Genomic DNA, 26,417 nt, shown 5'->3' with positions numbered 1-26,417 from the left:
AATAATTCCCTCCGTAGAGGGAATTATGAGTTTCATTTCTGCGAGTAAAGCGCACTGGGAAGACTTAATGTGCTCGACTCATCTGTTGTAGATATTGCAGCCAATCAGCGCTTTGCGTGGTTGGCTTAATTCGGTGTGCTTGTTCGGCCACCTTCGTCGCTTTTGCGTAGTCTTTCATTCCAACATAAGCACGTACCTCCAGTAGCAATCGCTCTTGCTCTGGCATGCTTTTCACTTTGCGAAGTGAAGCCAATGCTTGTTTGAAATCCCCTCGTTGCAATTCAAGTCGCGAAACTTCTTCATAGTATTTCCCATTTAGCCTTGCTGCTGCGAGCCACGCCGTTTGTGCATTTGTCCACTCGCGAGCCATCTGCCAATGTCTAGCTTGCTTGATGATGGTGTCGATATCGGTCTCTTTCACTTGCAAGTCAGCGTACGACTCTGCCGCTTTTTCGGGAATACCTTGTTGAGAGTAGAGCTGCGCTTTACTCAACTTCAAATTGTCAGGGACTTGAATACCTGCTCGCTGGGCGGAGACTAATGTCGCGAGCGCCAACTTGTACTGTTTGGTTTGCATATACAGTGAACTAAGCTGCTGCCACCACATGACGTTGTCTGGCTGCAGAGCGAGTAACTTTTGCGTGGTGAGAATCGCACTTTTTAGATGGTTTAGCTGCATCTCAGCACTTAGCTGTAAGCTCAATGGTTGCAGTTTTGGCGTGCTATCGAGCTGATGGTATTGTTTAATCGCTGCAAGTAACGACTTCCACTCTTGAAGTAGGTAGTGAGCGCGAGCCTTGTTTAACCAAACTCCGGTGATCTGCTGCTTCGACAGCTTTTCGTACGAGTTTGCTGCCTTGGTCAAGTTGTTAAAGTGAACCAGCGCTTTCTCTGGCATATCTTCGGAGAGCATAAGCTCGGCAAGCATACGCTCTGTTTGCCAACCCTGTTCATCTTTAAACGCTTTTGTATCGATGGCGATCTGCAATTGCGTGATGGCTTTCTTTGGTTGCTCGGCTTGCCAATAGTAGATACCGAGCATGCGAGCTACATACGCCTTGTCAAAGCTCGCGTTAGGCTTTAACCCTTCTAGTAGCGTGATGGCTTCGTTAAGTTTCTCTTCCTGCTCTAGCTCGTAGGCTTTGGATACCTGAGCTGCGGTGCGCATTCCAAGCTCCTGGCTTGCGAATGCACTTCCGGTTAACACGCTAAGAGATAGGGCAAAGAGCGTTAATACACGTTTACTCATTGATTCAACTTAAACTCTAGTTTTACGGTCTGGCCAATACGAGGCGTTGCCTTACCATTGACGACCATAGGCTGATATTTCCACTGTTTTAACGCGACCATAGCTTCTCGCTCAAACATGCGCTTAGGGTTGGCTTCTACTACTTCGATATCGGTTGGACGACCACGCTCATCAATGGTGAAAGACATCACCACATAGCCCTGAATATTGCGCTGCAAAGCACGACGTGGATAACGTGGCTCTTTGCGATGCAATGGCATGACTTGTTGGTTTTGGCCAATGTCCGGCACAGTCGGTGCGTTTAGCGACACGCCCGCAACCTGAGTCGATACCGAAATATTCGGCAGTTGTGGAGTGCTTGGCGTTTGAACGCTAGATACCTGAGAGCTTTGCTCAACCACTGCTGCAGACGGCGGGGTGGATGGCATTTTTGGTGGCTCTGGCAAGGTACGTTGTCGTCTTGCGGTCTCACTGTCGGGTTCAACCATAACGAGGTCATAGCTCAACCTTGGCTTCTCATCTGGCTTAGATTTTGGGCCAATATCGATCATCCAACTCATAAACGAGAATAGGGCAAACGCGAGGGCGGCGGCCAACGGTATGCTCGCAAGTACTCGAAGCATCTATGGACTCTCCGTAGCCAGTGCAATCTTGGTGACGCCAGCGCCTTTTGCACTGTCCATGACTTCGACAACGGTACCATTGAAGGCATGTTTATCGGCTTGAATAACCATAGAGGCATTGGGTTGTTCTAGAAGCAGCTTCTCAATGGTCGCCTGCACTCGCTCAACATCCACACGGCGTTTGTCGATATAAACGTCGTTGGACGATGTGATTGCGACAAAGATGCCAGCATCTTTTTGACTGACCGCATGGCTCGCTTGAGGGCGGTTAACATCAACGCCGGACTCCCGCACGAAGGAGCTTGTAACGATGAAGAAGATAAGCATGATGAAGACAATGTCGAGCATCGATGTCATATCGATGTTGGCTTCATCATTTTGTTTTCTACGGTGACCTAATCTCATTGTGAGTCTCCATCAGCAAACTGACTGGTTTTAGCAATAGCGGTTTGACGCTCACTACGCAGTAGCTGCTCAAGTTGAAGCAGGCTCTTTCTGCTCCATTTTTGAATACGGGAAAAGGCTAGCATGCCGGAAAGTGCAGCAACCATGCCCGCCATTGTCGGGATAGTCGCCATAGAGATGCCTGCTGCCATCAATCTTGGTTGCGCACTGCCTTGCGCTGCAAGGGTATCAAACACGGTGATCATGCCGGTTACAGTACCGAGCAAACCAAGCATCGGACACAGGCTTAATAGGCACTTCAGCAAGTTAATGTTTTGCTTGAGCTTATTCTCTGCCTCGCTAAGCATGGCGTTGCGTTGTGACTGCGCATACCAAGAGTAGTGGTCTTGGCGCGTCGCCCATTTATCCACCCAGGTTTTTCTTTCAGAGGGAAAGATCTTAGCGAAATAGATGACACGCTCAACGGCCACCACCCAGAAGATGAACACCACGGCGGCCAGCCACCAAAGCACTGGCTCACCTTGTGTCATAAACTGATTTAAGTGCTCGCTTCCTGGCAACCAACTAAAGAGGTTATGCGGCATACGCTTGCTTAGTCTCCATGGTTTGCGCTTCAGCTTGCTCAGCCACTAGACCCACACTCTGTCTTTCTAAAACGTTGCGGATTGCTTCTGCTTTTGAGCTCAACAGGTTGTGAGCAAGAAGCAGCGGCATAGCAGTAATCAAACCAAGAACCGTAGTCACAAGCGCCATTGAGATGCCGCCAGCCATCACTCTTGGCTCAGCGTTGCCAAATTGTGTGATGACCTGGAAGGTTTCAATCATGCCCGTAACGGTGCCGAGTAGGCCAAGCATTGGAGCAAGTGCTGCCAGAAGTTTTAACATGCTCAAACCGCGTTCGAGATGCTGCTGTTCATCCATGATAGATTCAAGGAGTCGCAGCTCAAGGGCTTCTACGTGCAGTTTTTTCTCGCTGTTATAGACGCTGAGTACGCGACCTAACGGGTTGTCGGTTGGCGTTTCTGGAGTCTTAAGCTGCTTCTTAATCTTTTGTTCTGTCGTGGTAAGAACCACAGCACGGTACAGTGCAATGATCATACCAATGGCAAAGAGAGCGGCGATGATCTTACCGACAATGCCACCATGGGCAAAACGCTCGCCAAGGGTTGGGTTATCCGCAAGTTGCTTGTAGATGTCTCCGCGGCTTGGGTCGATAAGCGTTGCGGTTTGACCTGTCACGATGCCCGCTGTTTCTGCCGATGTCGGTACTTCTTTTGGTAGACGAGGGAAATCGCTCGCCAGTTTACCGTTCCAGTCAACTGGGCCGTGTTCAGCAAGTAGCGCAAAGTTACCTAGACGAGTCGCGTTAATCGTGGTGATTTCACCGGCGCCGTTAACAAACGGGACTTTAACGTCAGCATAGGTAGCACTTGAAGCGATTTGCGCTTGGTAGGCTTCCCATAGGCCAGTAAGTTCTTGAATCGATGGTAGCGTTTTGGCGGCAACAATGTTGTCTATTGCTTGAATTTGCGCAGACTGCTGTGTGTTTGCAACAGATTGCTCAAGTTCGACTTGCAGTTCTTTCGCGGATTGACGCACCACGCCAAACAGTTCACCTAAGCTGCCTGTTTCTAAATGCAGTTTCTTTTGTTGCTCTGCCAAAGTGCGCTCGTTTTCCGAAAATGCAGTGCTCAATGACTCGATGCTGGCTTCAAGCTCAGCTTTGCGAGTTTCAAGTTGTGCTTTACGCGCAGCAAGCGATTGTTCTTCTCTTTTGAACTTGGCTTCACGTTCACTGTTGTGAGCACGTTCTTGTTGCTGTGCTGTCTGTGCTTTTGATGTCAGAGAGTCCGCAGCGAAGCTTGGTTGTGACAAGCCGAATGCAAGCAGTGCGGCGAGGAATACGGAATTGCGCATTAGCTTGGATCCTTTTGTAGAGACACTGGAAGCTCAATTAGAGCAGGAGAAGCTTGCCTGTTGGCAATGGCAAACGCTTTATCAATCTGTGGCGCCAGAGCTGCATCGACAGCAACCCAGTTATTTTGGAGGCTATCCCAAGTCCAGTATTGGTTTCGGTCTAGGCTGCGAGCAACCAATGACAAACGACCAAGATACAATTGTTCAGCTTCGATCTCGCTGCCGACGTTAATAAGAGAACGGTAACTACCTAGCTTGATGCCGTAATCCATCTCAATCTGGTAAGCCTCAAGAATGCGGCGATACTTTTCTGCATCACTCACATCAGCCTGTGGCATCAACGCTTTTAACTCATCGAGTCTTGCTAGGCGAGCTTGCTGGCGAATCGGCTTGTCGCTAGCAATGTGCTGTTCCAGACCTTCGAGCATCTGGTACATCAAAGGCACAACACCTTGGCGAGTATCACTGATTTGTTCAAGTTGAACATCGATACTGGCCATTTCTTGCTCTTGGTTATTCACCACATCTTTTAGGTGGCGCTCATAAACCTCAAGGTTGGCAACCTCTTGCTCAAGCATGGCAATGTCAGATTTAAGCTCAAAGGCTTTGTCGCTGCTTTGGTTGATGCGAGCTTGGCTTTGCGCGCTCTGTGTAATGGTCTTTGCTTCGACATTGCGAGCAGTGTTGAGATCGTTTGCGTTCGCAAAGCTGGTCAAACTCAGCAGTGGCAGCGAACACAAAGTCAGGCGAAGAGCCGTTTTGTTCATTTTAGAAGCCTATTGTTGCTAAAGGGCGGCCATCACTGGATGGCGACACTGGTGAATACCAGCCTGAATAAAAATGACACTATTCTATTTTAATCAGCAGGGGATGTATAGATTTATTGATAATGAATGTCATTTGTACTTTGTGTCTCATTTGTTAACAGAAATAGTGCGTGGCAATCATTGCTTGTTGGCTTTTGATGTAAACGTTAGTAGCAAAAGTAGCGCTTGCGTATGATAGGAGTCCTATTTTGACAGTGGGGCATTCGGGCATCCTTGGCAATAGCCACCGTCCGCACGTTTGTAGTGCATGCAGCAACTGCGTCGTTGAATATAGTGCTCTCCTTGATTGTCTACTTCAAGGCGACCAAAGCGCGTGATGGGAAGGCGGAATATCCCCTCAACCTGATTGGCTAACTGCGCTATAAGCCTTTTTAGTTCTTTAGCGGCAATGACTTGGCGCTGATGTTGATCGCCGGTTTGCCATTTAGAGTCAAGGAAATCGAAGTTGGCAACTAGACCACTTGAAAGCTCACTCCCTGACGTAATTGGCTCAAGGGAGGTACGCGCTTCGCGTAGTATGTCGCCACTAAAGCGAGAGTAATTGGTTGCCAGATCAACATTGTCCAGGTGCGAGTTTGCCAATAGGCACGCCCTGCTTCCGGATAGTGGGTTTGCCAGTATTGATACAACTGCTCAATCGTCGCGGATGGATCAGACGTCTCGGCCATTACTTCAGGCAAAATGACGCTATTCGTCTCGTGTAGAACATCGAGTAGCGGCGAAATCTGACTCGATACGTGAGTGAGTGCGAGCAACTGAGCCTGGTGTTCTGTGTGGTTTAACCTTTCCATTTTGACCTTTTATAAGCTAGAAAGCAGCGCTTATGCATGACTTGCGTGCGATTTACAAGTCGAACTTCACGTTGACTTGTACAGTTTGCTGCTGGCCGTACCAACAGTAACTTTCATTCCAGCACGTGTAGTACTCTTGGTTGAACAAGTTGTTAGCAATTAAGTTAGCTGAAGCGCCTTTCAATGTTGAGCTGACTTCCCCTAAGTCGTAGCCGATAGACAGGTCAACGAGCGTGTACGATGGGAGCATTCCTGCATTCACGTTAGCCGCATTATTCTTCACAGTTTCGCCAACGTAACGTACGCCACCACCAATGCGCAGCCCGCGCATGGCACCTTCATGCATGGTGTAGTTTGCCCATAGATTAGCCGCATGGTCAGGTACGTAAATCGCTTTTTGACCTACATTATTTGGGTTCTCATCTTTGGTGATTTCCATATCGGTGTAGGTGTAGTTGGCGATAAGGTCTAGGTTGTCATTCACCAGTGTGCGACCTTCAAGCTCTAGGCCTTGGGAACGTACTTCGCCGATGGCTTCGTAAGGAGAGGCGCCATCTTTACGCACACCTACGTTGCGTTTTTTAATGTGGAATAACGCCGCCGATGCGGTTGTTGTGCTGTCGTAAGACGCGTACTTAACACCGGCTTCCACTTGTTCGCCCTTCTCTGGTTTTAGGTTGTTGCCATTGGCATCAAGCTTAGCGTTTGGTTCGAAACTGGTCGCAAAGTTTGCAAATGGAGAAATACCGTTGTCGAACTGATACATACCACCAACACGATACGAGAAGTTACTGTCGCGGGTTACCGTGTCTGTTGGAGCTGCGCCGTTAGCAGAGCCGATAGTCTTAGACTCAACCCAGTCGTAACGACCACCGGCAATGAATACCCAATTGTCGATCAACATTTGATCTTGGAAGTAAGCTCCTAACTGCTTCATAGAAACGTCCGTATTTGAGTAGTAGTTTCTATTGAAATCGTTAGGGTTAAGCTGATTATTATCTGGGTTGTAGAGGTTGATACTCTTTACGCCATCGAAGGAGTTGTAGTCTACGTCACCTTCAATAGAGCGGTAGTCAACACCAAATAGTAAGTAGTGATCTAGAGCACCAGTGCTTGCGAAGCCAGAGAGTTGGTTATCGACACTGATGCCTTTTGAACTTTCATCAGTGCTATAAGCTGTGCGCTGTAGTTCGCCTGTCTTCTCGTCGAAAGCACCGCTATTTGTGCTCTTTTGATTAAACTTTGTCGTCATATAGCGGAAGTTTTGAAAGAAAGACCAATCGTTGTTGAAGTCGTGCTTGATCTTATAACCTGCCAGCATGAACTCGCGACTGATGTCGTTGTAGTTCACATCACCTGCAAATGTTGAAGGGGAAATTTTACCAGACTCGAACGCTGCAAGAGGAACGGTCACGTTCTGCCCTAATTGAGGGTCATTTTGGTAGTAGAGGTTGAAGTTCACAAACGTCTTGTCTGAAACATTCCAATCGATAGATGGTGCGATAACGTAGCGCTCTTCTTGCACGTGATCGACTTGCGTATCTTTTTTGCGGCCAAGAGCAATAAAGCGGTAAGCCACGTTGTCGCTAAGTGCGCCCGTCTTATCAATAGAGGCTTCAAGTAGATTGTTGAAACCTGTCGCGAGATTGACCTTGGTGCTTTCTTCAAACTTAGGTGTTTTAGCGATGATGTTGACCATGCCGCCAGGAGGCATGGTGCCGTACAACACAGATGTTGGGCCTTTGAAAATTTCTAATCGCTCCATCGCGATTGGGTCAATTTGGGGCTTGGCATTCCAACCAGGCAGACCGGGGAGCATCAATCCATCATAGTAGTTGTTTGATGAATCGAAACCGCGAATTTTTACCCAGTCGGTTAATACGACAGCGCCGCCCTTGTTCTCGGTTGAGACGCCCGGAGCGTAACGCAGGGCTTGCATGACGGATTGAACGCCGCGCTGTTCCATCTGCTCGCTTTCAATGACGTTCAGAGTTTGCGGTGTCTCTTCAGGGGATAACGAAGTCTTCGTTGCGGTGTTGCGGTAAGTTTTCCCCAAAACCGTCATCTGCTCGTCGGCTTGGGTATCTTTTGACTGTACAGTTTCTTCGGCACTAGCGACAGATGCTAATGTCACTAGCATGCTTATCGCCACTGCTATTGGCTTGAGTTTTGTTTTTAACATCATAGAAAAAGAATCGCAAAGAGCATGTAGATGCTATTGATAATTAATTTCATTTGCAATTCTATTCGGTTTGTTGAGTTAATACTTAACAATTTGGTGCAACTTTTGCCGCGATATCTACGCTAGCTAAGGGCCATTTTTTCTATAGGAAGCCAGAAATCCATATGAGCGTGTGGGCTGCTTACGTCATAGTCACGGGGGTAGCGCTCAATTTCAAACCCTTCTTTACCTATATAGCCTGACTGAGGAAGCCAAACATTAAGTACCCATTTTAGCGTTTGTGGCAATGTAGAGGTTGGCCCAAGGTGAGTCACGACGGCGTAGCTTTGCTCTGGGACGACGATCGACTCGAGATCTGGATGCGTAGAGAATTGTTCATCATCGCTGGCCGCCCAATACAGCACTTGTGTGTTTGGCAATAAATGAAGGGTGTCGATGATCCCATAATAGTGGGCGCACGGTTTATCAGACTGTTTTAGAACCGTGCGAGTAAATGTTCCCCAAATATTAGCAACTTGGTCACTAAACTGTGGATTGGTGGCATAAAGTGTGTCGATCGGGCCATATACGCCATAGTATGTGCGTTGAGGCTGGTTCTCGATACGAACCACTTGAGTTGCAGCCTGATCAAGAGGGAGATCCGCGCTATTGGTCAACGGTAAGCGAATACCGCTTAGCTTACCGCTTACTCGGTATTGACGTGGAGAGACTCCAAACTGCTGTTTGAAGGCGCGACTAAAGCTATTCTCTGAGTTAAAGCCAAATACCAGCGCCAAGTCGGCGATCTTGGTCATGCTATTAAGTAACTGCTCGGCGGCGCGGCTGAGTTTCTGCTCTCGTACGTACTGAGCAAGATTGTGGTTGGTTTGCTCTTGGAATACGCGTTGGAGTTGCCAGCGAGACCAACAGCTTATGTCGGCCAGATCATTGACGGAAAGCGCTTTATCTAGGTTCTGGTGAATATAGTCCACCACTTTTTCAACCCGATTCAGATGTATAGGTTTCCGTTTTGAGACCATTATTGAATCTCCACCTCGTCCAAGAGCCTATTATATTGGCATTTTATTTCGTCAAGGTCGATGCTAAGAGAGGTTGATACTAGAAAGCTAGATAAAACAAAACCCTCAATCTGAGGGCTTTGTTAGTATCGGTAGGGGCGTTTCAGGCTCGCCTCCACCGAAAATTCGTTAATGTGTGTTTGAGTGATAAATTAAAGGTCGACGTCGTCAAGCGCAAAGTCCAGACCGATGTCCATGTCGTTAAGCTCTTTTTGTAGGCGCTGCCTGTCTTTAATAGCCTCAATTTCTCGCCATTTTCTTTTGACAGGTTTCGAGCGAGCGGCGCGCCCTCTAGGTGCGTCTACTTCCGTAATCTCATCCAGTTCAAAGCCATCCATAAGCTACCTCACTTGTTTTGTTCTCCCTACGGAGCCCTTTAAGTACCACATTCTTACGCAGACTAACTTTGATATGTTTCTCATTTGTTTCGAGACTATGAATGTTTTATGCCATTTTGAACTCAATCTCACATTTTTAGAGCTTAGATTCGAATAAAAAATGACCACTTAAATCACAAATTGCAAAAGAGTGGTTCAGTGAGTTTTGTTAACGCCCTGTGCGAATCAGGCTGAAGGGCAACGTTTGCGTGCTACGATAAGCATTCTCATTGCCTGATAACTGCTAAAAAGTACCTCGTTTGGTAAATGAGCGTAGACCCGTTGTGCTAACAAGGTTTGTACTAATTTTGCCTAACCCTAAGCGCTTTGCGCCTAACACCTTTAGGTTGTTGTATATTTGATGCTAATTTGAGGCGAAAAAGTGAATCATTTGCTTTGCTTAGTGTTAACTTTTCGTGATTTTAAGGTGAAAAATAACAACAATATACTACCAATTGCGTATTGCTTTTTCGTGAACATGGCTGCAAAATCCGCTCCGTCAAAAAATACGCCGACTTGTATGCCGTTCTCAAGTGGTAAGAAATACAAGCTAAGTTGCCGTGAAAAAGAAAGAAATGAACAAAACTTCACGGATGGAGAAGACCATGGCGCTTAGGACGCACTAGGAAGTGCAGCTCGGACTCTAACTTTAAGTGAGGTTTAAAGTGACAGACGTTATTAATCTAATGAACGATCTACTTTGGGGATCGATTCTTGTTTACTTGCTCGTAGGTGTGGGGATTTACTTTACAGTACGCCTTGGGTTTATTCAGTTCCGCCATTTCGGTCACATGTTCAGTGTGCTGAAAAACAGCCGTAAAGCAGACACTGCTGGTATTTCATCTTTCCAAGCACTTTGTACCAGTCTTGCTGCTCGTGTAGGCACAGGTAACATGGCAGGTGTTGCTGTCGCGCTAACAGCAGGTGGCCCTGGTGCTATCTTCTGGATGTGGCTAATTGCAATGCTGGGTATGGCGACATCATTCGCAGAAAGTACTCTAGCACAGCTATACAAAACCAAAGATGACGACGGTAACTACCGTGGTGGTCCAGCTTACTATATGGAAAAAGGTCTAGGCATGCGCTGGATGGGCGTATTGTTCTCTATCTTCCTTATTATTGCTTTTGGTTTGGTGTTCAACGCGGTTCAAGCTAACGCGATTGCCAATGCGATGAATACCGCGTTTGGTTTTGATCCAATGATCGTGGGTGTGGTGATTGTACTTATCTCTGCATTCGTTATCTTTGGTGGCGTACGTAAGATTGCGCGCACAGCGGAGCTTATCGTTCCAGTAATGGCGCTGGCGTACCTTGTTCTGGCATTTGTCGTGATGTTCATGAACATTGAGAAAGTGCCAGATGTGATTGCTTACATCTTTAAGAGCGCATTCGGCTTTCAAGAAGCTGCTGCTGGTGGCCTAGGTTATGCTATCGCTCAAGCGATGATCCAAGGTATCAAGCGTGGTCTGTTCTCAAACGAAGCTGGTATGGGTTCTGCGCCAAACGCAGCAGCATCAGCAACGCCTTATCCGCCACACCCTGCGTCTCAAGGTTACGTGCAAATGCTAGGCGTATTTACCGATACTATCGTTATCTGTACGGCGACTGTGGCTATCATCTTAATGTCAGGTGAATATGTACCGCACGGTGAAATTACAGGTATCGAGCTGACTCAGCGTGCATTGAGTGCTCAAGTTGGTGACTGGGGCGGTATCTTTGTAGCGGTTGCGATCTTCTTCTTCGCGTTTACCTCTATTATTGCTAACTACTCGTACGCAGAGACAAACCTTATCTTCCTAGAGCATAACCATAAGGCGGGTCTTGGCCTGTTCCGCGTTATCGTACTAGGCATGGTGATGTTTGGTTCAGTGGCCACTCTGCCAATGGTTTGGGCGCTAGCGGATGTGTCCATGGGTCTGATGGCCATAGTTAACTTAATTGCGATCATCCTGCTATCGGGTATCGTGATCAAACTTGCCAAAGACTACAATCAGCAGCTAAAAGCAGGCAAGGTTCCAACCTTTGATGCCAATGACTACCCAGAGCTGAAATCTCAGCTAGAAGAGGGTATTTGGTACGATGCTAAGGATGCAGCGAACAAGTAATCGCTTTTGCCTATCTCAAAAATAGAAAAAGCCATGCACTATTTCATTGATGAAAGTGCGTGGCTTTTTTTATACTGAAGCAAACCAATACTAAAAGAGTAAAGTCATGCTTATCGTTGTTTCACCCGCAAAGACCCTAGATTATGAGTCACCGCTCGCCACTGAGCGATTCACTCAACCAGAGTTAATCGAGCATTCTGCAGAGCTTATTCAAGAGTGTCGTAAGCTTAACCCAGCCGATGTCTCTGCTTTGATGAAGGTGAGCGATAAGATCGCTGGCTTGAACGTGGCGCGTTTTGAAGAGTGGTCACAAACGTTTACAACAGACAATGCTCGCCAGGCAATCCTTGCTTTCAAAGGTGATGTTTACACAGGGCTGGAAGCAGAAAGTTTGTCAGAGGATGACTTTGACTTTGCTCAGCAGCACTTACGCATGCTTTCTGGCCTTTATGGTCTACTTAAGCCATTGGACTTGATGCAGCCTTATCGTTTAGAAATGGGCACCAAGCTTGCCAACGAGCGTGGTACGAACCTATACCAATTCTGGGGCGACATTATCACCAACAAGCTCAATGATGCTCTTAATGCACAAGGTGACAATGTGCTGATCAACCTAGCATCCAACGAGTACTTCAAGGCAGTTAAGCCAAAACAGCTCGATGGCAAGGTGATCACGCCAGTATTCAAAGATTGTAAGAACGGCCAATACAAGGTCATCAGTTTTTACGCTAAAAAAGCGCGCGGCATGATGGCACGTTACATCATCGAGAACCGAATTGATTCGATTGAAAAGCTGACGGCATTTGATGTCGCAGGCTACTACTTTGTTGAAGAAGAATCGACGGCGACTGAATTGGTGTTCAAGCGCGAAGAGCAGTGATTCTCACAGCATAGAATTAAAGACAAAGCTCGCAAATGCGAGCTTTGTCTTTTTTTGGCGTTTAGTACTGAATAGATTTATGTTTCACCCTGTGATTTGGGTCGAGGGGCGGTTCAATTCTCGAGAGCAAACGGTAAAAAATAGTTAAGTTTAGAGATTACTTTTATGTGTAAGGTTGCGTATTGGCGCTTTGGCTTTCCGTTAGGCCATGACCTCCACACTTAACTAAGGAACATTCATGCCCCTGACCCTAATTGTGAAAAGTGAAGTTAGTAAGAATATCGAAAGGTATGAGGGGCGTATTCCGCATTTATATTTAGATACAGTTGGAAAAATTACCGTCGGAGTCGGTCATATGGTGCCAAATAAATCATCGATGGCAACGGTAAAAATGTACAAGAAAGGAAGCGGTCGTTCATTGGCTTTAGCATCTCTGCCCGAAAAGCAGGCGGAGTATGATGCTATTAAGAGGTTACCTTTTGGTAGACGATTTGGAGCTTCTGGATTCTATAACACCGCCAATGGCTTTCCACAATCGTTTGATGCTATGCCCCATCAAGTTCAAATGGCTTTGTTTGATATGGTGTTCAACCTAGGGTTGACGAAGCTGAGAAATCAGTTCATCAAATTTAATTCTTCTCTAAAAGCAAACAGGTGGGGAGATGCAGCCAAACATAGCAATCGTATGGGGATTGCTCCAATGAGAAATAAGTATGTGTCAGATTTACTCAATTCAGCACAAAAGCTCCAACCATAGGGTGATAGAAATGATCAGAACAAACCTAAATCTGCCTTTCGTTTCGATACTGTTTTGTTGTATTTGGTTGTATGGATGTTCTCCATCGATTGGAGACGAATCGGACAGTTCTTTGATGGCACCTCGTTGGCTTAATCCAATGACTTTTGACCACGTAAGTACCGATGGTGACACATTGCAAGATGTCACATTCCAAATTTCTTTTGCAGGTTTTGGGGGGGAAGAATACATAGTAAACAATTGTGTTGACGTATTCGCGATAGGCGATGACGTAATTGCTCATCAAGAGTTTGCCCGATGGGAGTGGCTCAAAGCGAGCTGTCATGGAGCGAGTTGGTATTTTCGCTCGCCAGATACGGCGGTAAGTTATTGGGAAAGAGAATTTGACCTGGATTTGCTAAAAACTATCCCTGTAACAGCGGTTCCTTACCTTGGTGGTCAGGAGTTGGATGATCGAAGAGGTTTATTAGGTGCGAATAGCTCTAAGCTAAACCTAATTAAGTCAGGTGAACACCATGTGAAAGTTCAGATTGATAATATGGTCATTGACTATGTGGTACTGGCTCGAGCGGATTTTAACCGAGATGGTTATCAAGATATGTTTATCCGACTGGATTGGTATGGAAAAGATTCATTTGGAGAAGGGTTTGATTGGATAGTGTTAACTAAGACTGCGCCTGATGTGCCGCCTTCAATGCTGTGGAGAAAATAAACCAACGTTAGGCACAGAAACTAAAAAGCCAACACCGAAGTGTTGGCTTAGTTTGTTATTTCTTCTTAGCGCTTTTCTTTTTCTTCACCGCTTTCTTCTTGTCGTCTTTCTTTGGCTTTTTTTTCTTGAAGACTGGCTTTTTATGCGTTGGGCGCATGCCGTCGATGAAGCGTTCTTTGATGGTCTCTTTGGTGTAGCGAGCGACGCGATCCATCATTGGTTGATCGTGTGCTTCCACAATAGAGATAGCTATGCCTTTTTTACCTGCACGAGCGGTACGACCGATGCGGTGTAGATAGACATCGGCACTGCGTGGCATGTCGTAGTTGATAACGTGAGAGACATCCGGCAAATCGATACCACGTGCAGCGATGTCGGTTGCGAGAAGGACGTTCACTTGGCCATCACGAAAGCGGCTGATAGCGTTGTTACGACGATCTTGTAGCATTTCGCCTTGGATCCACGAACATGGGATCTGCGCGCTATCTAGTTGCTGACGAAGCTCGCCTAGACGCTCGCGCGTCTTTACAAATACGATAGTACGCTGAGCTTGCTCGGTCAGGATGCGTTTTAGCAAGTTCAGTTTGTGATTCGCATCATCGGCGCGGTGATACCACTGGGTGATCTTTTTGCGTTCGCGAGTTGATGGCTGCGCTTCGAGCTCGGCTGGATTTTTCAAAAGATCGGCAGTGAAACCTTCAACACCACGACCTTCAAGCGTTGCAGAGAACAGCAATGTTTGCTTACGCCAGCGACACTCTGCTGACAGGCGATCAACGGTTGGACCAAAGCCTAAGTCCAGCATGCGGTCTGCTTCATCAAGTACTAACCATTCGATAGCACGGCAGTCAAAGCGCTCTGCCTCGATGTATTCCATCAAACGACCTGGCGTTGCCACCACGATATCTTGAGTCTCTGCCAGCGTTGCGGCGTGAGAATCGTACGTCACACCACCGGTAATGGTCGCGACTTTAAGGCGAGTGTACTTCGCGAGTGCAGTCGCTTGTTCTGCTACTTGCATTGCCAGCTCACGAGTTGGCGTGAGGATCAAAATACGTGCTGGACCTGCCTTTTTACGAGGGAAGTCGAGTAAGTATTGGATTGCTGGAATAGCAAAGGAAGCGGTTTTACCTGTTCCTGTTGGTGCAGAGGCAAGAATATCCCTTGCATCCAATGCTTGTGGAATAGCCTGAGCCTGGATGTCAGTTGGGCGGCTAAAGCCCATTTCTTCAATCGCTTCTAAAAGGACTGGATCTAGATCGAGTTCGGCAAAGGTTCTGATCACTATAGTGTCTCCACAAGACGTAGGTTAACCCTGAACAAAAAACATCAAACAGGGAAAAAGTAGGGCGGCTATTATACTCAAACGAACGCGCGGCGCACTTACATTTTAAGGTAAAAGTCCTTAGTTAGAGTAATAAAGTCCGCAGAATATCCACCGACGTCGCCATGGACAACTAAATGCTCCTCTTTACACTCTTCAAATACCTTACTCAAGGTAAACAGCAGACGGTGACAAGGCTTTTTAGGGGTGGTTTGTACTCGGCATAGGCGTGTTAAATACCAACCTTGCTGCTTAGCCATTGCGATGAACTGCTCACCTTCTGCTGTTGGCAGGACAAAGCTGGCTTGCCCCTCCTCAATAAGTAAACTGTGGCAGCGCTCTAGTAATTGCTCATGCGCTAGGGTGTGAGTATGTCTAGCAGTGGCTCTCTGGGCATTGTGCGAGACTTCACCGCTATTGAAATAGGGTGGGTTACAAATGATCCCCGTAAAACGCTCGCTAAAGCTCTGCTTTAGTACGTCTCCTTGAAGCAGTGTTAGACGCGCACTCCATTCGGTGTCCGCAAAGTTGCGTTTGGCGTCATTAATGGCCGTGCTGTCGATATCGATCGCTGTAATCGCTGCATCTTGATAACGCTGCGCACTCATCAAGGCTAGAAGGCCTGTACCGGTACCGATATCGAGCAGTCGCTCTGCGTTGGTATATTGTGTCCACGCACCAAGAAGTACCCCATCGGTGCTAACCGGCATCCCGGAATGACCATCTAGAATTGCGAACTGTTTGAATTGAAAGCCTTTCGTTTTTGATGTGCTACGAGTCATAAGTTATTTTGTTAATCGTTTGCTTTTGAGTGATAGGTACTGTTGTTAAATTGTTGAGTAGTGATATGTTCTGTATGTAAGTAATGTGTGTAGGAAAATGATCGAGATAAAATTCCAGTCTTGGCATTTACTTTAGTTAATCAAACTGCTTTCGAATCAATTAAACAAATTTATATAGTGTTTATATCTATATCTATTGCTTATTGACTAGTGATTCGTCATTATGCCCGCCTTATTTTACGAGGGAACCAAGATTCCTTCTACAGAAACACAACATAACAAGTAAGGGCATATCTGTGAAACAGACGTTAAAAACAACAGATATTATAGCAGTCGGCTTTATGCTGTTTGCGTTTTTCCTTGGTGCTGGCAACATCATCTTTCCACCACTAGCGGGTCAATTAGCGGGTGAGAATTTGCTCCCAGCGATGACCGGTTTTCTTCTCACTGCAGTAGGTCTTCCTCTTATTACCATTATTGCTGTTGCAGTGGCAGGAGGCTCTTGGGAGCACCTGACGAAAGATTTGCCAAAGAAGGCTGCGACGCTTATTGCGGTACTGATCTTTATTATTATCGGCCCTGCGTTCGCGGCGCCTCGTACTGGTCTGGTTGCGTATGAAATGGCGATTCGCCCATTCTTCGCTGACGCAGCCCAAATGCACCTAACGATTTTCTCAATTCTGTTTTTTGCTGTTGCCATGTCATTTGCTTGGTCACAAGGCAAACTGATTGATGTTATCGGTAAGGTTCTTACACCCGTTCTGTTTGTTGGCCTAATTGTTCTAGCAGGTGCGGTATTCATTGACCCACAGGGTGAGATGATTGCTCCAGTCGGAGAGTATCTAAGCCAGCCTCTGACCAAAGGTTTCCTTGAAGGTTACAACACCATGGACACCTTTGGCTCTTTGATGTTTGGTATGTTGATTGTGGATGCACTGCGTAAGAAAGGCATTACTGAGCAAGCAGCAACGACTAAGTACCTGATTAGCTCAGCATTAATTGCTGCTGCGGGTCTTGCTTTTGTTTACATCTCTTTGTTCTACCTAGGTGCGACGAGCGCGACGGTTGCAGCAGGTGCAGACAACGGCGGTGCCATCTTGAGTCAATACGTACAAGCGTTGTTTGGTCCATACGGGCAGGTCGTACTTTCTGTGATTGTATTGCTAGCGTGTTTGACAACAGCGATCGGTCTGATCTCAGCGTGTTCTGATTACTTCAGCTCACTCACGTCTATCAGCTACCAGAAATGGGTTGTGATCATTGGTGTTGCATGTGCTGTAGTAGCAAACGTTGGTTTGGCGCAGCTTATCTCGCTATCGGTTCCAGTCCTGTTTGCACTATACCCAGTTGCGATTGCACTAGTAGCTTTGACCTTTACTCGTAAGTACCTAGCGAACCCGAAACTTGCTTACCGCGTGGTTATCTTGGTATCACTAGCATTTGCCATGATCGATGCTGCGAAAGTAGCAGGTATTGATGTATCAGCTTTCAATGCATTGCCACTGTTTAGTGTGGGCATGGGTTGGGTAATGCCAACGTTTGTTGCGATTGTCTGCATGTGCTTTATTGGCCGTAGTGACCAAAGTCTTGAGCAAGAAGCTGCCTAGTTGAGCATGCTAATAGTAAAGTCTGCTTGTAAGACTTCATGAGAACTAAAAACGGCGCCTTGATAGGCGCCGTTTGTTTAGAAATTTTTTACTTTGTAAGCATTACAGCGTTTGCTGATACTCTACAAGGATCTGCTCAACCCAGCTTGCAATGCGCTCATCACTAAGCTCGTATTGAGAGTCTTCATCCAAAGCGAGACCGACAAACTGACTGCCATCTTCGGTGAGTGCTTTTGACGCTTCAAATTCGTAGCCTTGATTATTCCAATAACCAATAAACTGAGCGCCGGTTGGTTTAAGCTCGTCGTGTAGCATGCCCATGGCATCGAGATACCATTCGCCATAGCCTTCCTGGTCACCTAACCCGAATAAAGCAACGACTTTACCACTGAGTGATACACCGGAGATTTGATCCCAAATAGCGCCCCAGTCTTCTTGGAGTTCACCAAAATCCCAAGTGGAAATGCCTAAGATAAGCAGATCATATTCGCTCATCTTGGTAATAGGCGTCTCTTTTACGTTGAATATGTCGACGATATCAGGGCCGATGATGTCGCGGATTTTCTCTGCAGCCATCTCGGTGTAGCAGGTGGACGAGCCGTAAAATAAGCCTATTTTCATAACTTCACTGTAACTTGGTTGTGATGATTGGCCAAGATTCTACTCTGAATTCGACCATCTTTGCAGCGCTTATTCGCTAGGTGTTGGTTTTTATGGCAATCTGGTTTTTTCTCGCTTACTCTGTTCAAAGTACTGTATAAACATCCAAGAGGTAGTCGTGAGCGACGTCAATATCCAAGATCAGGGCTTAGTGGAGCAATTTCTCGATTCTATGTGGATGGAGCGAGGATTGTCAGAAAATACCTTGGCGTCTTATCGAAATGATTTGGTGAAGTTGTTGAAATGGATGCATGAGCACAACTATAAACTGGATTTTATTAGCTTAGCGGGCTTGCAGGAGTATCAAAGCTGGTTGGCGGATCAAAACTACCAACAAAGCTCAAGAGCGAGAATGCTGTCTGCGATCCGTCGGTTGTTCCAATATCTGCACCGAGAAAAACTGCGCTCGGACGATCCAACCGCTCTATTGGTGAGCCCAAAACTCCCTAAGCGACTACCGAAAGATTTAACCGAAGATCAAGTGATGGCACTCCTGGAAGCGCCCGATCCGAACGATCCTATAGAGTTGCGTGACAAAGCGATGCTAGAGCTGCTCTATGCAACAGGCCTTCGTGTCACTGAGCTTGTGAGCCTGACGATGGAAAATATCAGCCTAAGACAAGGCGTGGTACGTGTTGTGGGTAAAGGTAACAAAGAGCGTTTGGTGCCCATGGGCGAGAACGCCATTGATTGGATCTCTGAGTTTATCGATAAAGGTCGCCCTCAGTTGCTTGGTGAGAAAACCTCGGACGTGGTGTTTCCAAGTAAACGAGCCAAGCAGATGACCCGACAAACCTTTTGGCACCGTATTAAGTTCTATGCTGTGCTGGCTGATATTGATACCGAGTTATTGTCGCCACACGTACTAAGACACGCTTTTGCGACGCATCTATTGAACTATGGCGCAGATCTGCGTGTCGTACAGATGTTGCTAGGGCATAGTGACTTATCTACGACACAAATTTATACTCACGTAGCAACTGAACGATTGAAGAACATTCATAGCCAGCATCATCCAAGGGCTTAATTTAACGTTTTCTATACAAAGGTGATTTTAATGAGCGTATTACGCCGCTTAACTCTACTTTCTCTGCCATTTTTCGTGACGGCTTGCGGTGCAGAAGAGTCTCAACCAAGCCAAGCAACACCAGCAACTGTCGTTGAAGCGGCGGCGGCGAGTTCTGCAGCAGACGAAGCGGCCATTCGTGAACGATTTGCCAAAATCGGCATTGAGGTATCAGAAATCGTGGCTTCAGATATCGCGGGTCTGATAGAAGTTCGCACACCTGGCGGTATCTTGTTCGCATCACCATCAGGTGATCATTTCATTGCCGGCACACTGTACTCTATCGATGCTGACGGCAATTACAAAGATGTGATTGCTGAGCGCCAAGCGCCAATCAATGCTGAAAAAATCGCATCATTTGCGGATACAGTCATTGAATACAAAGCAAAAGACGAAAAGTACGTGGTGACGGTATTCACTGATATTACTTGCGGCTACTGCGTGAGACTGCACAGTCAAATGGAACAATACAACGACCTTGGAATTACAGTGCGCTACCTTGCTTACCCACGACAAGGAGCGACGGGCTCGGTTGCTGACCAAATGGCGAAAATCTGGTGTTCAGAAAATCCCGCAGACGCGATGCACGATGCTAAAGTTAACCGCAAAGAAGCGGTGTTTGATGGTGACCTGAAGCAGTGTCAAGAGACCGTAGCTAAGCACTATGAGCTTGGACGCGAACTAGGTATCAGTGGTACGCCAGCTATTTTCCTACCAAACGGTGAAATGGTGGGTGGCTATCTTCCTCCTGCTGATCTTCTAAAGCGTCTACAACAAATTCAATAACGATTAGGATTGGGGCCTTTTAAGGCCCCATTGCATTTTATGATAGAAATCCAACGCCGCCCTGACGTCGATATTTCGATACTTCCTGACTCTATACCTGTTTTGCTGCGCCGTCTGTACATCAGCCGTGGTGTGAGTGATGTCGCTCAATTGGAAAAAGCGGCCAAAGGGCTGCATTCCTACCAACAACTAGCGGGAATTGACCCCGCTGTTGAGCTGCTGTTTGAAGCGATTGAGCAGCAAAAGCGCATCATCGTTGTCGGTGACTTTGATGCTGATGGTGCTACGAGCTCGGCGCTTTCTGTATTGGCGCTGCGTATGCTAGGCAGTCGAAATGTAGACTATCTGGTGCCGAACCGTTTTGAAGATGGCTATGGTCTAAGCCCTGAAGTGGTCGATCAAGCTATCGAGATTGGTGCAGAAGTCATCATGACTGTTGATAATGGTGTTTCTTCGATTTCCGGGGTGCAGTACGCCAAAGACAATAACATCAAGGTGCTGGTGACTGACCACCACTTACCGGGTTCAGAGCTGCCGAATGTAGATGCAATGGTCAACCCCAACCTCAATGAGTGTGGGTTTCCATCGAAAGCGCTAGCGGGTGTTGGCGTCGCGTTTTATCTTATGATGGCACTTTGCGTTTATATGAGAAAGCGCAATTGGTTCGCCGAGCAAGGTATGGCTGAGCCAAAATTGATGGAGCTGATTGATTTGGTGGCGCTTGGTACCGTTGCCGATGTGGTGCCTTTGGATGAGAACAACCGCATTTTGGTGCATCAAGGCCTGCAGCGAATTCGAGCGGGCAAAGCTAGACCCGGCATTCAAGCTTTGATTGAAATTGCTAAGCGCGATGCAAGAAAGCTGGTGGCATCCGATTTTGGTTTTGCGCTTGGTCCACGAATCAATGCCGCTGGTCGCTTGGATGACATGTCGTTTGGTGTTGAGCTTTTGATGTCGGATAACCTCCACGCTGCTCGCCGGATGGCCAGTGAACTTGATGGTCTTAACCAGACGCGCAAAGACATCGAAGAAGGCATGAAGCAAGAGGCATTGGCATTTTGTGAGCGCTTGCAAATTAGTGATAAGGCGGCGCTGCCGTATGGCCTAGCGCTGTTCCAGCGTGATTGGCACCAAGGTGTGATTGGCATTTTGGCTTCTCGTATCAAAGACAAATTCCATCGCCCGGTGATAGCGTTTGCCGATGGTGGCGAAGGAACAATTAAGGGTTCTTGTCGTTCTATCCAAGGTTTGCATATGCGTGATGCTCTTGACCGTATTGATACCCAGAACCCGGGATTGATTTTAAAGTTCGGTGGTCACGCGATGGCAGCCGGTCTTACCATCATGGAAAAAGACTTCGAGCGCTTTAGTAAGCTGTTTGATGAGGTGGTGCGTGAAGAGCTGGGTGATACCGCGTTAAAAGGTATTATCTTGTCGGATGGTGAGTTAACGCCGGAAGAGTTTTCCATGCATACCGCAGAGCAGATCCGTGCTGGAGGTCCTTGGGGACAAGCGTTCCCTGATCCTGTGTTTGATGGTGAGTTTAAAGTGCTGCATCAAAAGCTGGTTGGAGAAAAACACCTCAAGCTGATGGTTGAGCCGATGCATAAAGGGTTTGGCACCAATATTATGCTGGATGCGATCGCCTTTAATGTGGATTTACGCCGTTGGCCAGATGCTTCGGTGAAAACCGTCACTCTCGCTTACAAACTGGATATCAATGACTTTCGTGGAAACCAGTCATTGCAACTGATGGTCGACCATATTGAGCCTCGATAGGGGGTTGATATTTCGGTCAAGGAAAATCGATATTTTCCTGTATCTTCGTCACATTTTTGAGTAGAATTCTGCGGTTAAATTCTACTCATAAATGCTGAGCAAATATGTTTGAAATCAATCCTATCAAAAACCGCCTACAGGATGTGTCTGAACGCACAAATATCCTGAGGGGGTATCTTTGACTATGACGCTAAGAAAGAGCGTCTAGAAGAAGTCAACGCAGAACTTGAACAACCGGATGTATGGAACGAGCCTGAGCGTGCGCAAGCACTAGGTAAAGAACGTGCCTCATTAGAAGCGGTTGTTGAAACCATCGACCTTCTTGACCAAGGTGTGGAAGACGTAGACGGTCTTCTTGAGCTTGCGGTTGAAGAAGAAGACCAAGAAACTTTCGATGAAATTGAACCAGAACTTGCTGAACTGGAAGCCAAGCTAGAAACGCTTGAGTTCCGTCGTATGTTCGCCGGTGACCACGATGCGTCAGATTGCTACATCGACTTGCAATCGGGCTCTGGTGGTACGGAAGCGCAAGACTGGACCAACATGATGCTACGCATGTATCTTCGTTGGGCAGAAGCGAAAGGCTTCAAGACAGAAATCATCGAAGTATCAGAAGGTGAAGTCGCTGGCCTTAAAGGCGCGACTGTGAAGGTCTCTGGCGAGTATGCTTATGGTTGGCTACGTACAGAGACAGGTGTTCACCGTCTAGTTCGTAAGTCACCATTTGACTCAAGCGGCCGTCGTCACACTTCATTTGCTTCTGCGTTTGTTTATCCAGAGATTGATGACAACATTGATATCGAGATCAACCCGTCTGATCTTCGTATCGACGTTTACCGCGCTTCTGGTGCGGGTGGTCAGCACGTTAACACCACGGAATCTGCGGTTCGTATTACTCACGTTCCAACTAACATCGTGGTTCAGTGTCAGAACGATCGTTCTCAGCATAAAAACAAAGACCAAGCGATGAAACAGCTACGTGCAAAATTGTTCGAGCATGAACTGCAAAAACAAAATGCAGAGAAGCAAGCGAACGAAGATGCTAAATCTGACATCGGTTGGGGCAGCCAAATTCGCTCTTACGTACTTGATGACTCACGCATTAAAGACTTGCGTACTGGCATTGAAAACCGTAACACTCAAGCGGTTCTTGATGGCGACTTGGACAAATTTATCGAAGCTAGCCTAAAATCAGGCCTGTAAGCTTTTCACCACTTTTAAAACAGGATACATCGAAAAATGACTGATGCTGTTCAAAACGAAAACGCACAAGAAGCCTCTTCACCTGAAGAAAACAAGCTGATCGCTGAGCGTCGTAGCAAGCTGGATCATATCCGTAAAAGCTGCAAAGCCAACGGCCACCCAAATGATTTCCGTCGTGAACACCTAGCAGGCGACCTTCAAGCGGAATTTGGTGAGAAGACGAAAGAAGAACTAGAAGAGCTAAACCACGTAGTGGCAATCGCAGGCCGTGTTATGGCTAAGCGTGGTCCATTCCTAGCGATTCAAGAAACGTCTGGTCGTATCCAAGCATACGCAGCAAAAGATGTTCAAAAAGAGCTAAAAGAGAAATACCAAGGCCTTGATATCGGTGACATCATCGGTGTGAAAGGTGCACTTCACAAGTCTGGTAAAGGCGATCTTTACGTGAACATGGAAGAGTACGAGTTGCTAACGAAAGCACTTCGTCCACTACCAGAGAAGTTCCACGGTCTAACTGACCAAGAGATGCGTTACCGTCAGCGTTACGTTGACCTAATCGTTAACGAAGACTCTCGTCACGCATTCATCATTCGCTCTAAGCTTGTATCAGCAATTCGTAACTTCATGAGCTCAAAAGGCTACCTAGAAGTCGAAACGCCAATGATGCACGTGATCCCTGGCGGTGCGACTGCACGTCCATTTATCACGCACCATAACGCACTTGATATCGACATGTTCCTGCGTGTTGCCCCTGAGCTTTACCTAAAACGTCTAGTGGTTGGTGGCTTTGATCGCGTATTCGAGATCAACCGTAACTTCCGTAACGAAGGCCTATCGCCACGTCACAACCCAGAATTCACTATGATGGAATTCTACCAAGCATACGCTGACTACAAAGATCTGATGGATCTCACTGAAGAGATGCTAAGCACGGTAGCGATGGATGTTCTAGGTTCAACGTCTATGCCTTACGGTGACGAAACCGTTGAGTTTGGTGGCACTTACGCACGTATGAGTATGTTTGAAGCGATCAAACACTACAACCCAGATCACGCTGAAATCCAAGCATTGACAGAAGAAGACCTAACTAACCGTGACAAGATGGTAGCGATTGCTAAGTCTGTACACGTTGAAGTAGAGACGTTCTGGACATGTGGCCAGCTTCTTGAAGAGATCTTTGGTGAGACGGCTGAGCCTCAGCTAATCCAGCCAACGTTCATCACTGGCTACCCAGCAGATATCTCTCCACTGGCGCGTCGTAGCGATGACAACCCATTCTTCACTGACCGCTTTGAGTTCTTCATCGGTGGCCGTGAAGTCGCGAACGGCTTCTCTGAGCTTAACGATGCAGAAGATCAAGACGCACGCTTCAAAGCACAGGTTGATGCGAAAGACGCAGGTGATGACGAAGCAATGTACTACGATGCAGACTACATCACTGCACTAGAGCACGGTCTACCACCAACAGCGGGTCAAGGTATTGGTATCGACCGCCTGGCGATGCTATTTACTAATACGCACACCATCCGTGACGTTATCCTATTCCCAGCGATGCGTCCTCAGCAGTAAGCTCTCTGCTAAGGTTATGACTTCTTACAAAGCCTCTCTGCGGAGAGGCTTTTTATGCCAAATTCCTTTGAATGTTTATAGAAAAGTTACAAATCGTGCACTAGTCTTAAATGTGAGACACCTCTGTACGTTTTAAACGCGATAGTCGTCTTTGATAGATAGCGCCACATGCATAGAATGGAGCTATTGAATCTAAAAACAATAATAGGAATGATGTAATGGGAACCGAATTTCGGATGGATTCAATCCCCGGCTCTTTGGTCGTGGTGGGTGGAGTTTATGAGCCTTGGCTATCTGTTTTAGAGCAAGCGGGTTGGCGCTGCACGCAATGCTCTGATCTTCGCAAAGCAGATGCACTGTTTTCTGAGATTGGACCATGTATTGGTATTGTCGATCTCACGCGGGATGATTTTAGCTTAAATGGTATCGCGAAACTCGTTAGTACGCATAAGCAGGTGCGTTGGATAGCGTTTATCCGTGAGTCGCAACTTAGCTCAGATACGATTTGCCAATTTATCGTCAATTTCTGTATCGATTTCTTCACCACGCCAATTCCAGACTCAAGACTCATGAGTACCATTGGTCACCAGCTTGGTATGCTCAAACTTGAGCAAAAAGTTTGGCCGCACAATGGCAACGATAACGACCTAGGTATAGTCGGGCAATCGCTGCCCATTAGACGACTACGTGACCAAATTCGTCGTATTGGTCCAACAGACGTGAGTATTATGATCCACGGTGAAGTTGGAGCAGGTAAGGAGTCGGTCGCCAAGGCGATTCATCGCTGTTCAGCTCGCTCGCAAAAACCGTTTATTGCTGTCAATTGTCGTGCGTTTTCGGATGCTCGTTTCGAAAATGAGTTTTTTGGTATGCATGACGCTTCTCAGAGTTCATTGCTTGATCAAGCATCTGGCGGCACCATTGTCCTCAACGACATATTTACTCTGCCACCTAAGCAGCAACTTAACTTGTTAAAGTTCTATCAAGATGGGCAAATCGAAACGGCTAAAGGCATCAAGGAATTTGATGTGCGTATTTTAGCGGCGGATTCCTCAGATATTGAGAAAGCCTTGGGTGACGGTACCTTTAACGAGGAGCTCTTCCATTGCATTAATGTGTTAAGAATTAATGTCCCTAGTCTTAAAGAGCGTGCGACAGATATTGCACTATTGGTGACACATTACATAAACCAATTTGCTAAAGAATTTAATTCTCCTGTGAAATCTATTGACGACGATGCAATTAAGTCACTGACTTATTATCATTGGCCTGGAAACGTGAAGGAGCTACTGAATCAGGTGAAGCGAGCGGTATTAATGACTGAAGAAGAGGTGTTATCGAAAAAACACTTTGAGCTACCGGGTACGTTTTCTGGTAAACGTAGTTTGAAAAGTATTCGTGAACGCTCAGAGCGTGATGCGCTTATTTTAGTCCTCGATAGTCACAACGGGCAGGTAACGCAAGCGGCGAAAGAGTTAGGTATTTCGCGGGCGACGATGTATCGCTTGTTGAACAAGCACAACTTGATCACAGAAGAGACTATCTAGCGTAACGGATAGGTTTTGAACAATGAAAGGTGCTTCGGCACCTTTTTTGGTTGAAATTGACGCCGTTTTAAGTGGTTTACATTGCAATTACACGGAAGGTTGATGTAGCTCGCACTAAGTGGGCTTGAAATAATATCAGGTTGTATTTTGCTTAAATAAAATTAATCACCGTATTTTTGTAGGTGATTGATTAAATACTCGGCATTAAAAC

24 protein-coding genes are annotated in these 26,417 nt (G+C 46.7%); 11 read left to right on the top strand and 13 right to left on the bottom strand.

Translation table 11 applies throughout. From position 1 onward, the window contains the following. Positions 1–64: 64 nt before the first annotated feature. The 10 genes from PG915_RS13815 to PG915_RS13770 form a co-directional block, all read right to left on the bottom strand. Complete coding sequence (locus PG915_RS13815) at positions 65–1,249, bottom strand: tetratricopeptide repeat protein (RefSeq protein ID WP_353497034.1); 1,185 nt, start codon at positions 1,247–1,249, stop codon at positions 65–67. Beyond that, complete coding sequence (locus PG915_RS13810) at positions 1,246–1,872, bottom strand: energy transducer TonB (RefSeq protein ID WP_338165286.1); 627 nt, start codon at positions 1,870–1,872, stop codon at positions 1,246–1,248. Before PG915_RS13810 ends, PG915_RS13815 begins: the two co-directional genes overlap by 4 nt. Continuing rightward, positions 1,873–2,277 carry an ExbD/TolR family protein gene (locus PG915_RS13805; protein ID WP_353497031.1) on the bottom strand — a complete coding sequence of 135 codons (405 nt, stop codon included), beginning with the start codon at positions 2,275–2,277 and terminating at the stop codon, positions 1,873–1,875. Next, entirely contained in the window at positions 2,274–2,861 is a 588-nt protein-coding gene (locus PG915_RS13800) for a MotA/TolQ/ExbB proton channel family protein (RefSeq protein WP_353497030.1), read from the bottom strand. The genes PG915_RS13805 and PG915_RS13800 overlap by 4 nt, the downstream gene beginning before the upstream one ends. Next, a complete protein-coding gene (locus PG915_RS13795) occupies positions 2,851–4,194 on the bottom strand; it encodes a MotA/TolQ/ExbB proton channel family protein (protein WP_353497028.1) in 1,344 nt (447 codons plus the stop codon). Before PG915_RS13795 ends, PG915_RS13800 begins: the two co-directional genes overlap by 11 nt. Then, the gene (locus PG915_RS13790) at positions 4,194–4,961 is read right to left on the bottom strand and encodes a DUF3450 domain-containing protein (protein ID WP_353497027.1); all 768 of its coding nucleotides are present in this window, start codon (positions 4,959–4,961) and stop codon (positions 4,194–4,196) included. The genes PG915_RS13795 and PG915_RS13790 overlap by 1 nt, the downstream gene beginning before the upstream one ends. 243 nt (positions 4,962–5,204) lie before the next feature. After that, positions 5,205–5,603 (bottom strand): (2Fe-2S)-binding protein, encoded by a 399-nt coding sequence (locus tag PG915_RS13785; protein ID WP_353497026.1) that lies wholly within the window; start codon positions 5,601–5,603, stop codon positions 5,205–5,207. Positions 5,604–5,864: 261 nt separating this feature from the next. After that, on the bottom strand, positions 5,865–7,952 hold the full coding sequence (locus PG915_RS13780; RefSeq protein WP_420884603.1) for a TonB-dependent siderophore receptor: 2,088 nt from the start codon (positions 7,950–7,952) through the stop codon (positions 5,865–5,867). Positions 7,953–8,116: 164 nt separating this feature from the next. Then, positions 8,117–9,013, bottom strand: a complete 897-nt coding sequence (locus tag PG915_RS13775; RefSeq protein WP_353497024.1) for an AraC family transcriptional regulator — start codon at positions 9,011–9,013, stop codon at positions 8,117–8,119. A gap of 191 nt (positions 9,014–9,204) precedes the next feature. Then, positions 9,205–9,390: a DUF3545 family protein gene (locus tag PG915_RS13770; RefSeq protein WP_042496493.1), complete on the bottom strand. Its 186-nt coding sequence runs from the start codon at positions 9,388–9,390 to the stop codon at positions 9,205–9,207. Between the two features lie 704 nt (positions 9,391–10,094). Between PG915_RS13770 and PG915_RS13765 the strand changes: the two genes are divergently transcribed. The 4 genes from PG915_RS13765 to PG915_RS13750 all read left to right on the top strand — a co-directional run bounded on the left by PG915_RS13765 (position 10,095) and on the right by PG915_RS13750 (position 13,883). Continuing rightward, positions 10,095–11,534, top strand: coding sequence for an alanine/glycine:cation symporter family protein (locus PG915_RS13765; RefSeq protein WP_353497023.1), 1,440 nt, complete (start codon positions 10,095–10,097; stop codon positions 11,532–11,534). Between the two features lie 106 nt (positions 11,535–11,640). Next, positions 11,641–12,414, top strand: a complete 774-nt coding sequence (gene yaaA, locus PG915_RS13760) for a peroxide stress protein YaaA (RefSeq protein ID WP_353497022.1) — start codon at positions 11,641–11,643, stop codon at positions 12,412–12,414. Positions 12,415–12,652: 238 nt separating this feature from the next. Continuing rightward, positions 12,653–13,171 carry a hypothetical protein gene (locus PG915_RS13755; protein WP_353497021.1) on the top strand — a complete coding sequence of 173 codons (519 nt, stop codon included), beginning with the start codon at positions 12,653–12,655 and terminating at the stop codon, positions 13,169–13,171. A 10-nt stretch (positions 13,172–13,181) separates the two neighbouring features. Continuing rightward, entirely contained in the window at positions 13,182–13,883 is a 702-nt protein-coding gene (locus tag PG915_RS13750) for a hypothetical protein (RefSeq protein WP_353497020.1), read from the top strand. Positions 13,884–13,938: 55 nt separating this feature from the next. Here the strand turns inward: PG915_RS13750 and srmB are convergent, their stop codons facing one another. Together srmB and PG915_RS13740 are read right to left on the bottom strand one after the other, a co-directional pair. Continuing rightward, positions 13,939–15,168, bottom strand: a complete 1,230-nt coding sequence (gene srmB, locus PG915_RS13745) for an ATP-dependent RNA helicase SrmB (protein ID WP_353497019.1) — start codon at positions 15,166–15,168, stop codon at positions 13,939–13,941. Between the two features lie 98 nt (positions 15,169–15,266). Further along, a complete protein-coding gene (locus tag PG915_RS13740) occupies positions 15,267–15,989 on the bottom strand; it encodes a tRNA1(Val) (adenine(37)-N6)-methyltransferase (protein ID WP_353497018.1) in 723 nt (240 codons plus the stop codon). Positions 15,990–16,285: 296 nt separating this feature from the next. On the opposite strand from PG915_RS13740, the gene brnQ reads away from it, so the two are divergent. Next, positions 16,286–17,596, top strand: a complete 1,311-nt coding sequence (brnQ, locus tag PG915_RS13735; protein ID WP_353497017.1) for a branched-chain amino acid transport system II carrier protein — start codon at positions 16,286–16,288, stop codon at positions 17,594–17,596. A 102-nt stretch (positions 17,597–17,698) separates the two neighbouring features. Here the strand turns inward: brnQ and fldB are convergent, their stop codons facing one another. Further along, the gene (gene fldB, locus PG915_RS13730; protein WP_353497016.1) at positions 17,699–18,217 is read right to left on the bottom strand and encodes a flavodoxin FldB; all 519 of its coding nucleotides are present in this window, start codon (positions 18,215–18,217) and stop codon (positions 17,699–17,701) included. Positions 18,218–18,374: 157 nt separating this feature from the next. Between fldB and xerD the strand changes: the two genes are divergently transcribed. The 6 genes from xerD (at position 18,375) to PG915_RS13700 (ending at position 26,206) form a co-directional block, all read left to right on the top strand. After that, positions 18,375–19,283: a site-specific tyrosine recombinase XerD gene (gene xerD, locus PG915_RS13725; RefSeq protein WP_418641975.1), complete on the top strand. Its 909-nt coding sequence runs from the start codon at positions 18,375–18,377 to the stop codon at positions 19,281–19,283. A gap of 30 nt (positions 19,284–19,313) precedes the next feature. After that, the gene (gene dsbC, locus PG915_RS13720; protein ID WP_353497015.1) at positions 19,314–20,108 is read left to right on the top strand and encodes a bifunctional protein-disulfide isomerase/oxidoreductase DsbC; all 795 of its coding nucleotides are present in this window, start codon (positions 19,314–19,316) and stop codon (positions 20,106–20,108) included. Positions 20,109–20,147: 39 nt separating this feature from the next. After that, positions 20,148–21,887: a single-stranded-DNA-specific exonuclease RecJ gene (recJ, locus tag PG915_RS13715; RefSeq protein WP_353497014.1), complete on the top strand. Its 1,740-nt coding sequence runs from the start codon at positions 20,148–20,150 to the stop codon at positions 21,885–21,887. 104 nt (positions 21,888–21,991) lie between these two features. After that, a protein-coding gene (gene prfB / locus PG915_RS13710) for a peptide chain release factor 2 (RefSeq protein WP_112459573.1) occupies positions 21,992–23,090 on the top strand; the annotation gives its coding sequence in 2 pieces (ribosomal slippage) (positions 21,992–22,066 and positions 22,068–23,090; 1,098 coding nt in all). 36 nt (positions 23,091–23,126) lie between these two features. Next, a complete protein-coding gene (lysS, locus tag PG915_RS13705; protein ID WP_353497013.1) occupies positions 23,127–24,659 on the top strand; it encodes a lysine--tRNA ligase in 1,533 nt (510 codons plus the stop codon). Positions 24,660–24,877: 218 nt separating this feature from the next. Then, positions 24,878–26,206, top strand: a complete 1,329-nt coding sequence (locus tag PG915_RS13700) for a sigma-54-dependent transcriptional regulator (RefSeq protein WP_353497012.1) — start codon at positions 24,878–24,880, stop codon at positions 26,204–26,206. Positions 26,207–26,417: the final 211 nt, after the last annotated feature.

It is taken from the genome of Vibrio sp. CB1-14 (assembly GCF_040412085.2).
Classification (GTDB): domain Bacteria; phylum Pseudomonadota; class Gammaproteobacteria; order Enterobacterales; family Vibrionaceae; genus Vibrio; species Vibrio chaetopteri.
The sequence above is the reverse complement of the archived record's forward strand: the minus strand, read 5'-3'. Positions and strand labels throughout refer to the sequence as shown.

Bases quoted from the DNA above. Each gene is read 5' to 3' on its own strand.
- PG915_RS13815 (WP_353497034.1), bottom strand. From the start codon at position 1,249: ATGAGTAAACGTGTATTAACGCTCTTTGCCCTATCTCTTAGCGTGTTA.
- PG915_RS13810 (WP_338165286.1), bottom strand. From the start codon at position 1,872: ATGCTTCGAGTACTTGCGAGCATACCGTTGGCCGCCGCCCTCGCGTTT.
- PG915_RS13805 (WP_353497031.1), bottom strand. From the start codon at position 2,277: ATGAGATTAGGTCACCGTAGAAAACAAAATGATGAAGCCAACATCGAT.
- PG915_RS13800 (WP_353497030.1), bottom strand. From the start codon at position 2,861: ATGCCGCATAACCTCTTTAGTTGGTTGCCAGGAAGCGAGCACTTAAAT.
- PG915_RS13795 (WP_353497028.1), bottom strand. From the start codon at position 4,194: ATGCGCAATTCCGTATTCCTCGCCGCACTGCTTGCATTCGGCTTGTCA.
- PG915_RS13790 (WP_353497027.1), bottom strand. From the start codon at position 4,961: ATGAACAAAACGGCTCTTCGCCTGACTTTGTGTTCGCTGCCACTGCTG.
- PG915_RS13780 (WP_420884603.1), bottom strand. From the start codon at position 7,952: ATGCTAGTGACATTAGCATCTGTCGCTAGTGCCGAAGAAACTGTACAG.
- PG915_RS13775 (WP_353497024.1), bottom strand. From the start codon at position 9,013: ATGGTCTCAAAACGGAAACCTATACATCTGAATCGGGTTGAAAAAGTG.
- PG915_RS13770 (WP_042496493.1), bottom strand. From the start codon at position 9,390: ATGGATGGCTTTGAACTGGATGAGATTACGGAAGTAGACGCACCTAGA.
- yaaA (WP_353497022.1), top strand. From the start codon at position 11,641: ATGCTTATCGTTGTTTCACCCGCAAAGACCCTAGATTATGAGTCACCG.
- PG915_RS13755 (WP_353497021.1), top strand. From the start codon at position 12,653: ATGCCCCTGACCCTAATTGTGAAAAGTGAAGTTAGTAAGAATATCGAA.
- PG915_RS13750 (WP_353497020.1), top strand. From the start codon at position 13,182: ATGATCAGAACAAACCTAAATCTGCCTTTCGTTTCGATACTGTTTTGT.
- PG915_RS13740 (WP_353497018.1), bottom strand. From the start codon at position 15,989: ATGACTCGTAGCACATCAAAAACGAAAGGCTTTCAATTCAAACAGTTC.
- fldB (WP_353497016.1), bottom strand. From the start codon at position 18,217: ATGAAAATAGGCTTATTTTACGGCTCGTCCACCTGCTACACCGAGATG.
- dsbC (WP_353497015.1), top strand. From the start codon at position 19,314: ATGAGCGTATTACGCCGCTTAACTCTACTTTCTCTGCCATTTTTCGTG.
- recJ (WP_353497014.1), top strand. From the start codon at position 20,148: ATGATAGAAATCCAACGCCGCCCTGACGTCGATATTTCGATACTTCCT.
- lysS (WP_353497013.1), top strand. From the start codon at position 23,127: ATGACTGATGCTGTTCAAAACGAAAACGCACAAGAAGCCTCTTCACCT.
- PG915_RS13700 (WP_353497012.1), top strand. From the start codon at position 24,878: ATGGGAACCGAATTTCGGATGGATTCAATCCCCGGCTCTTTGGTCGTG.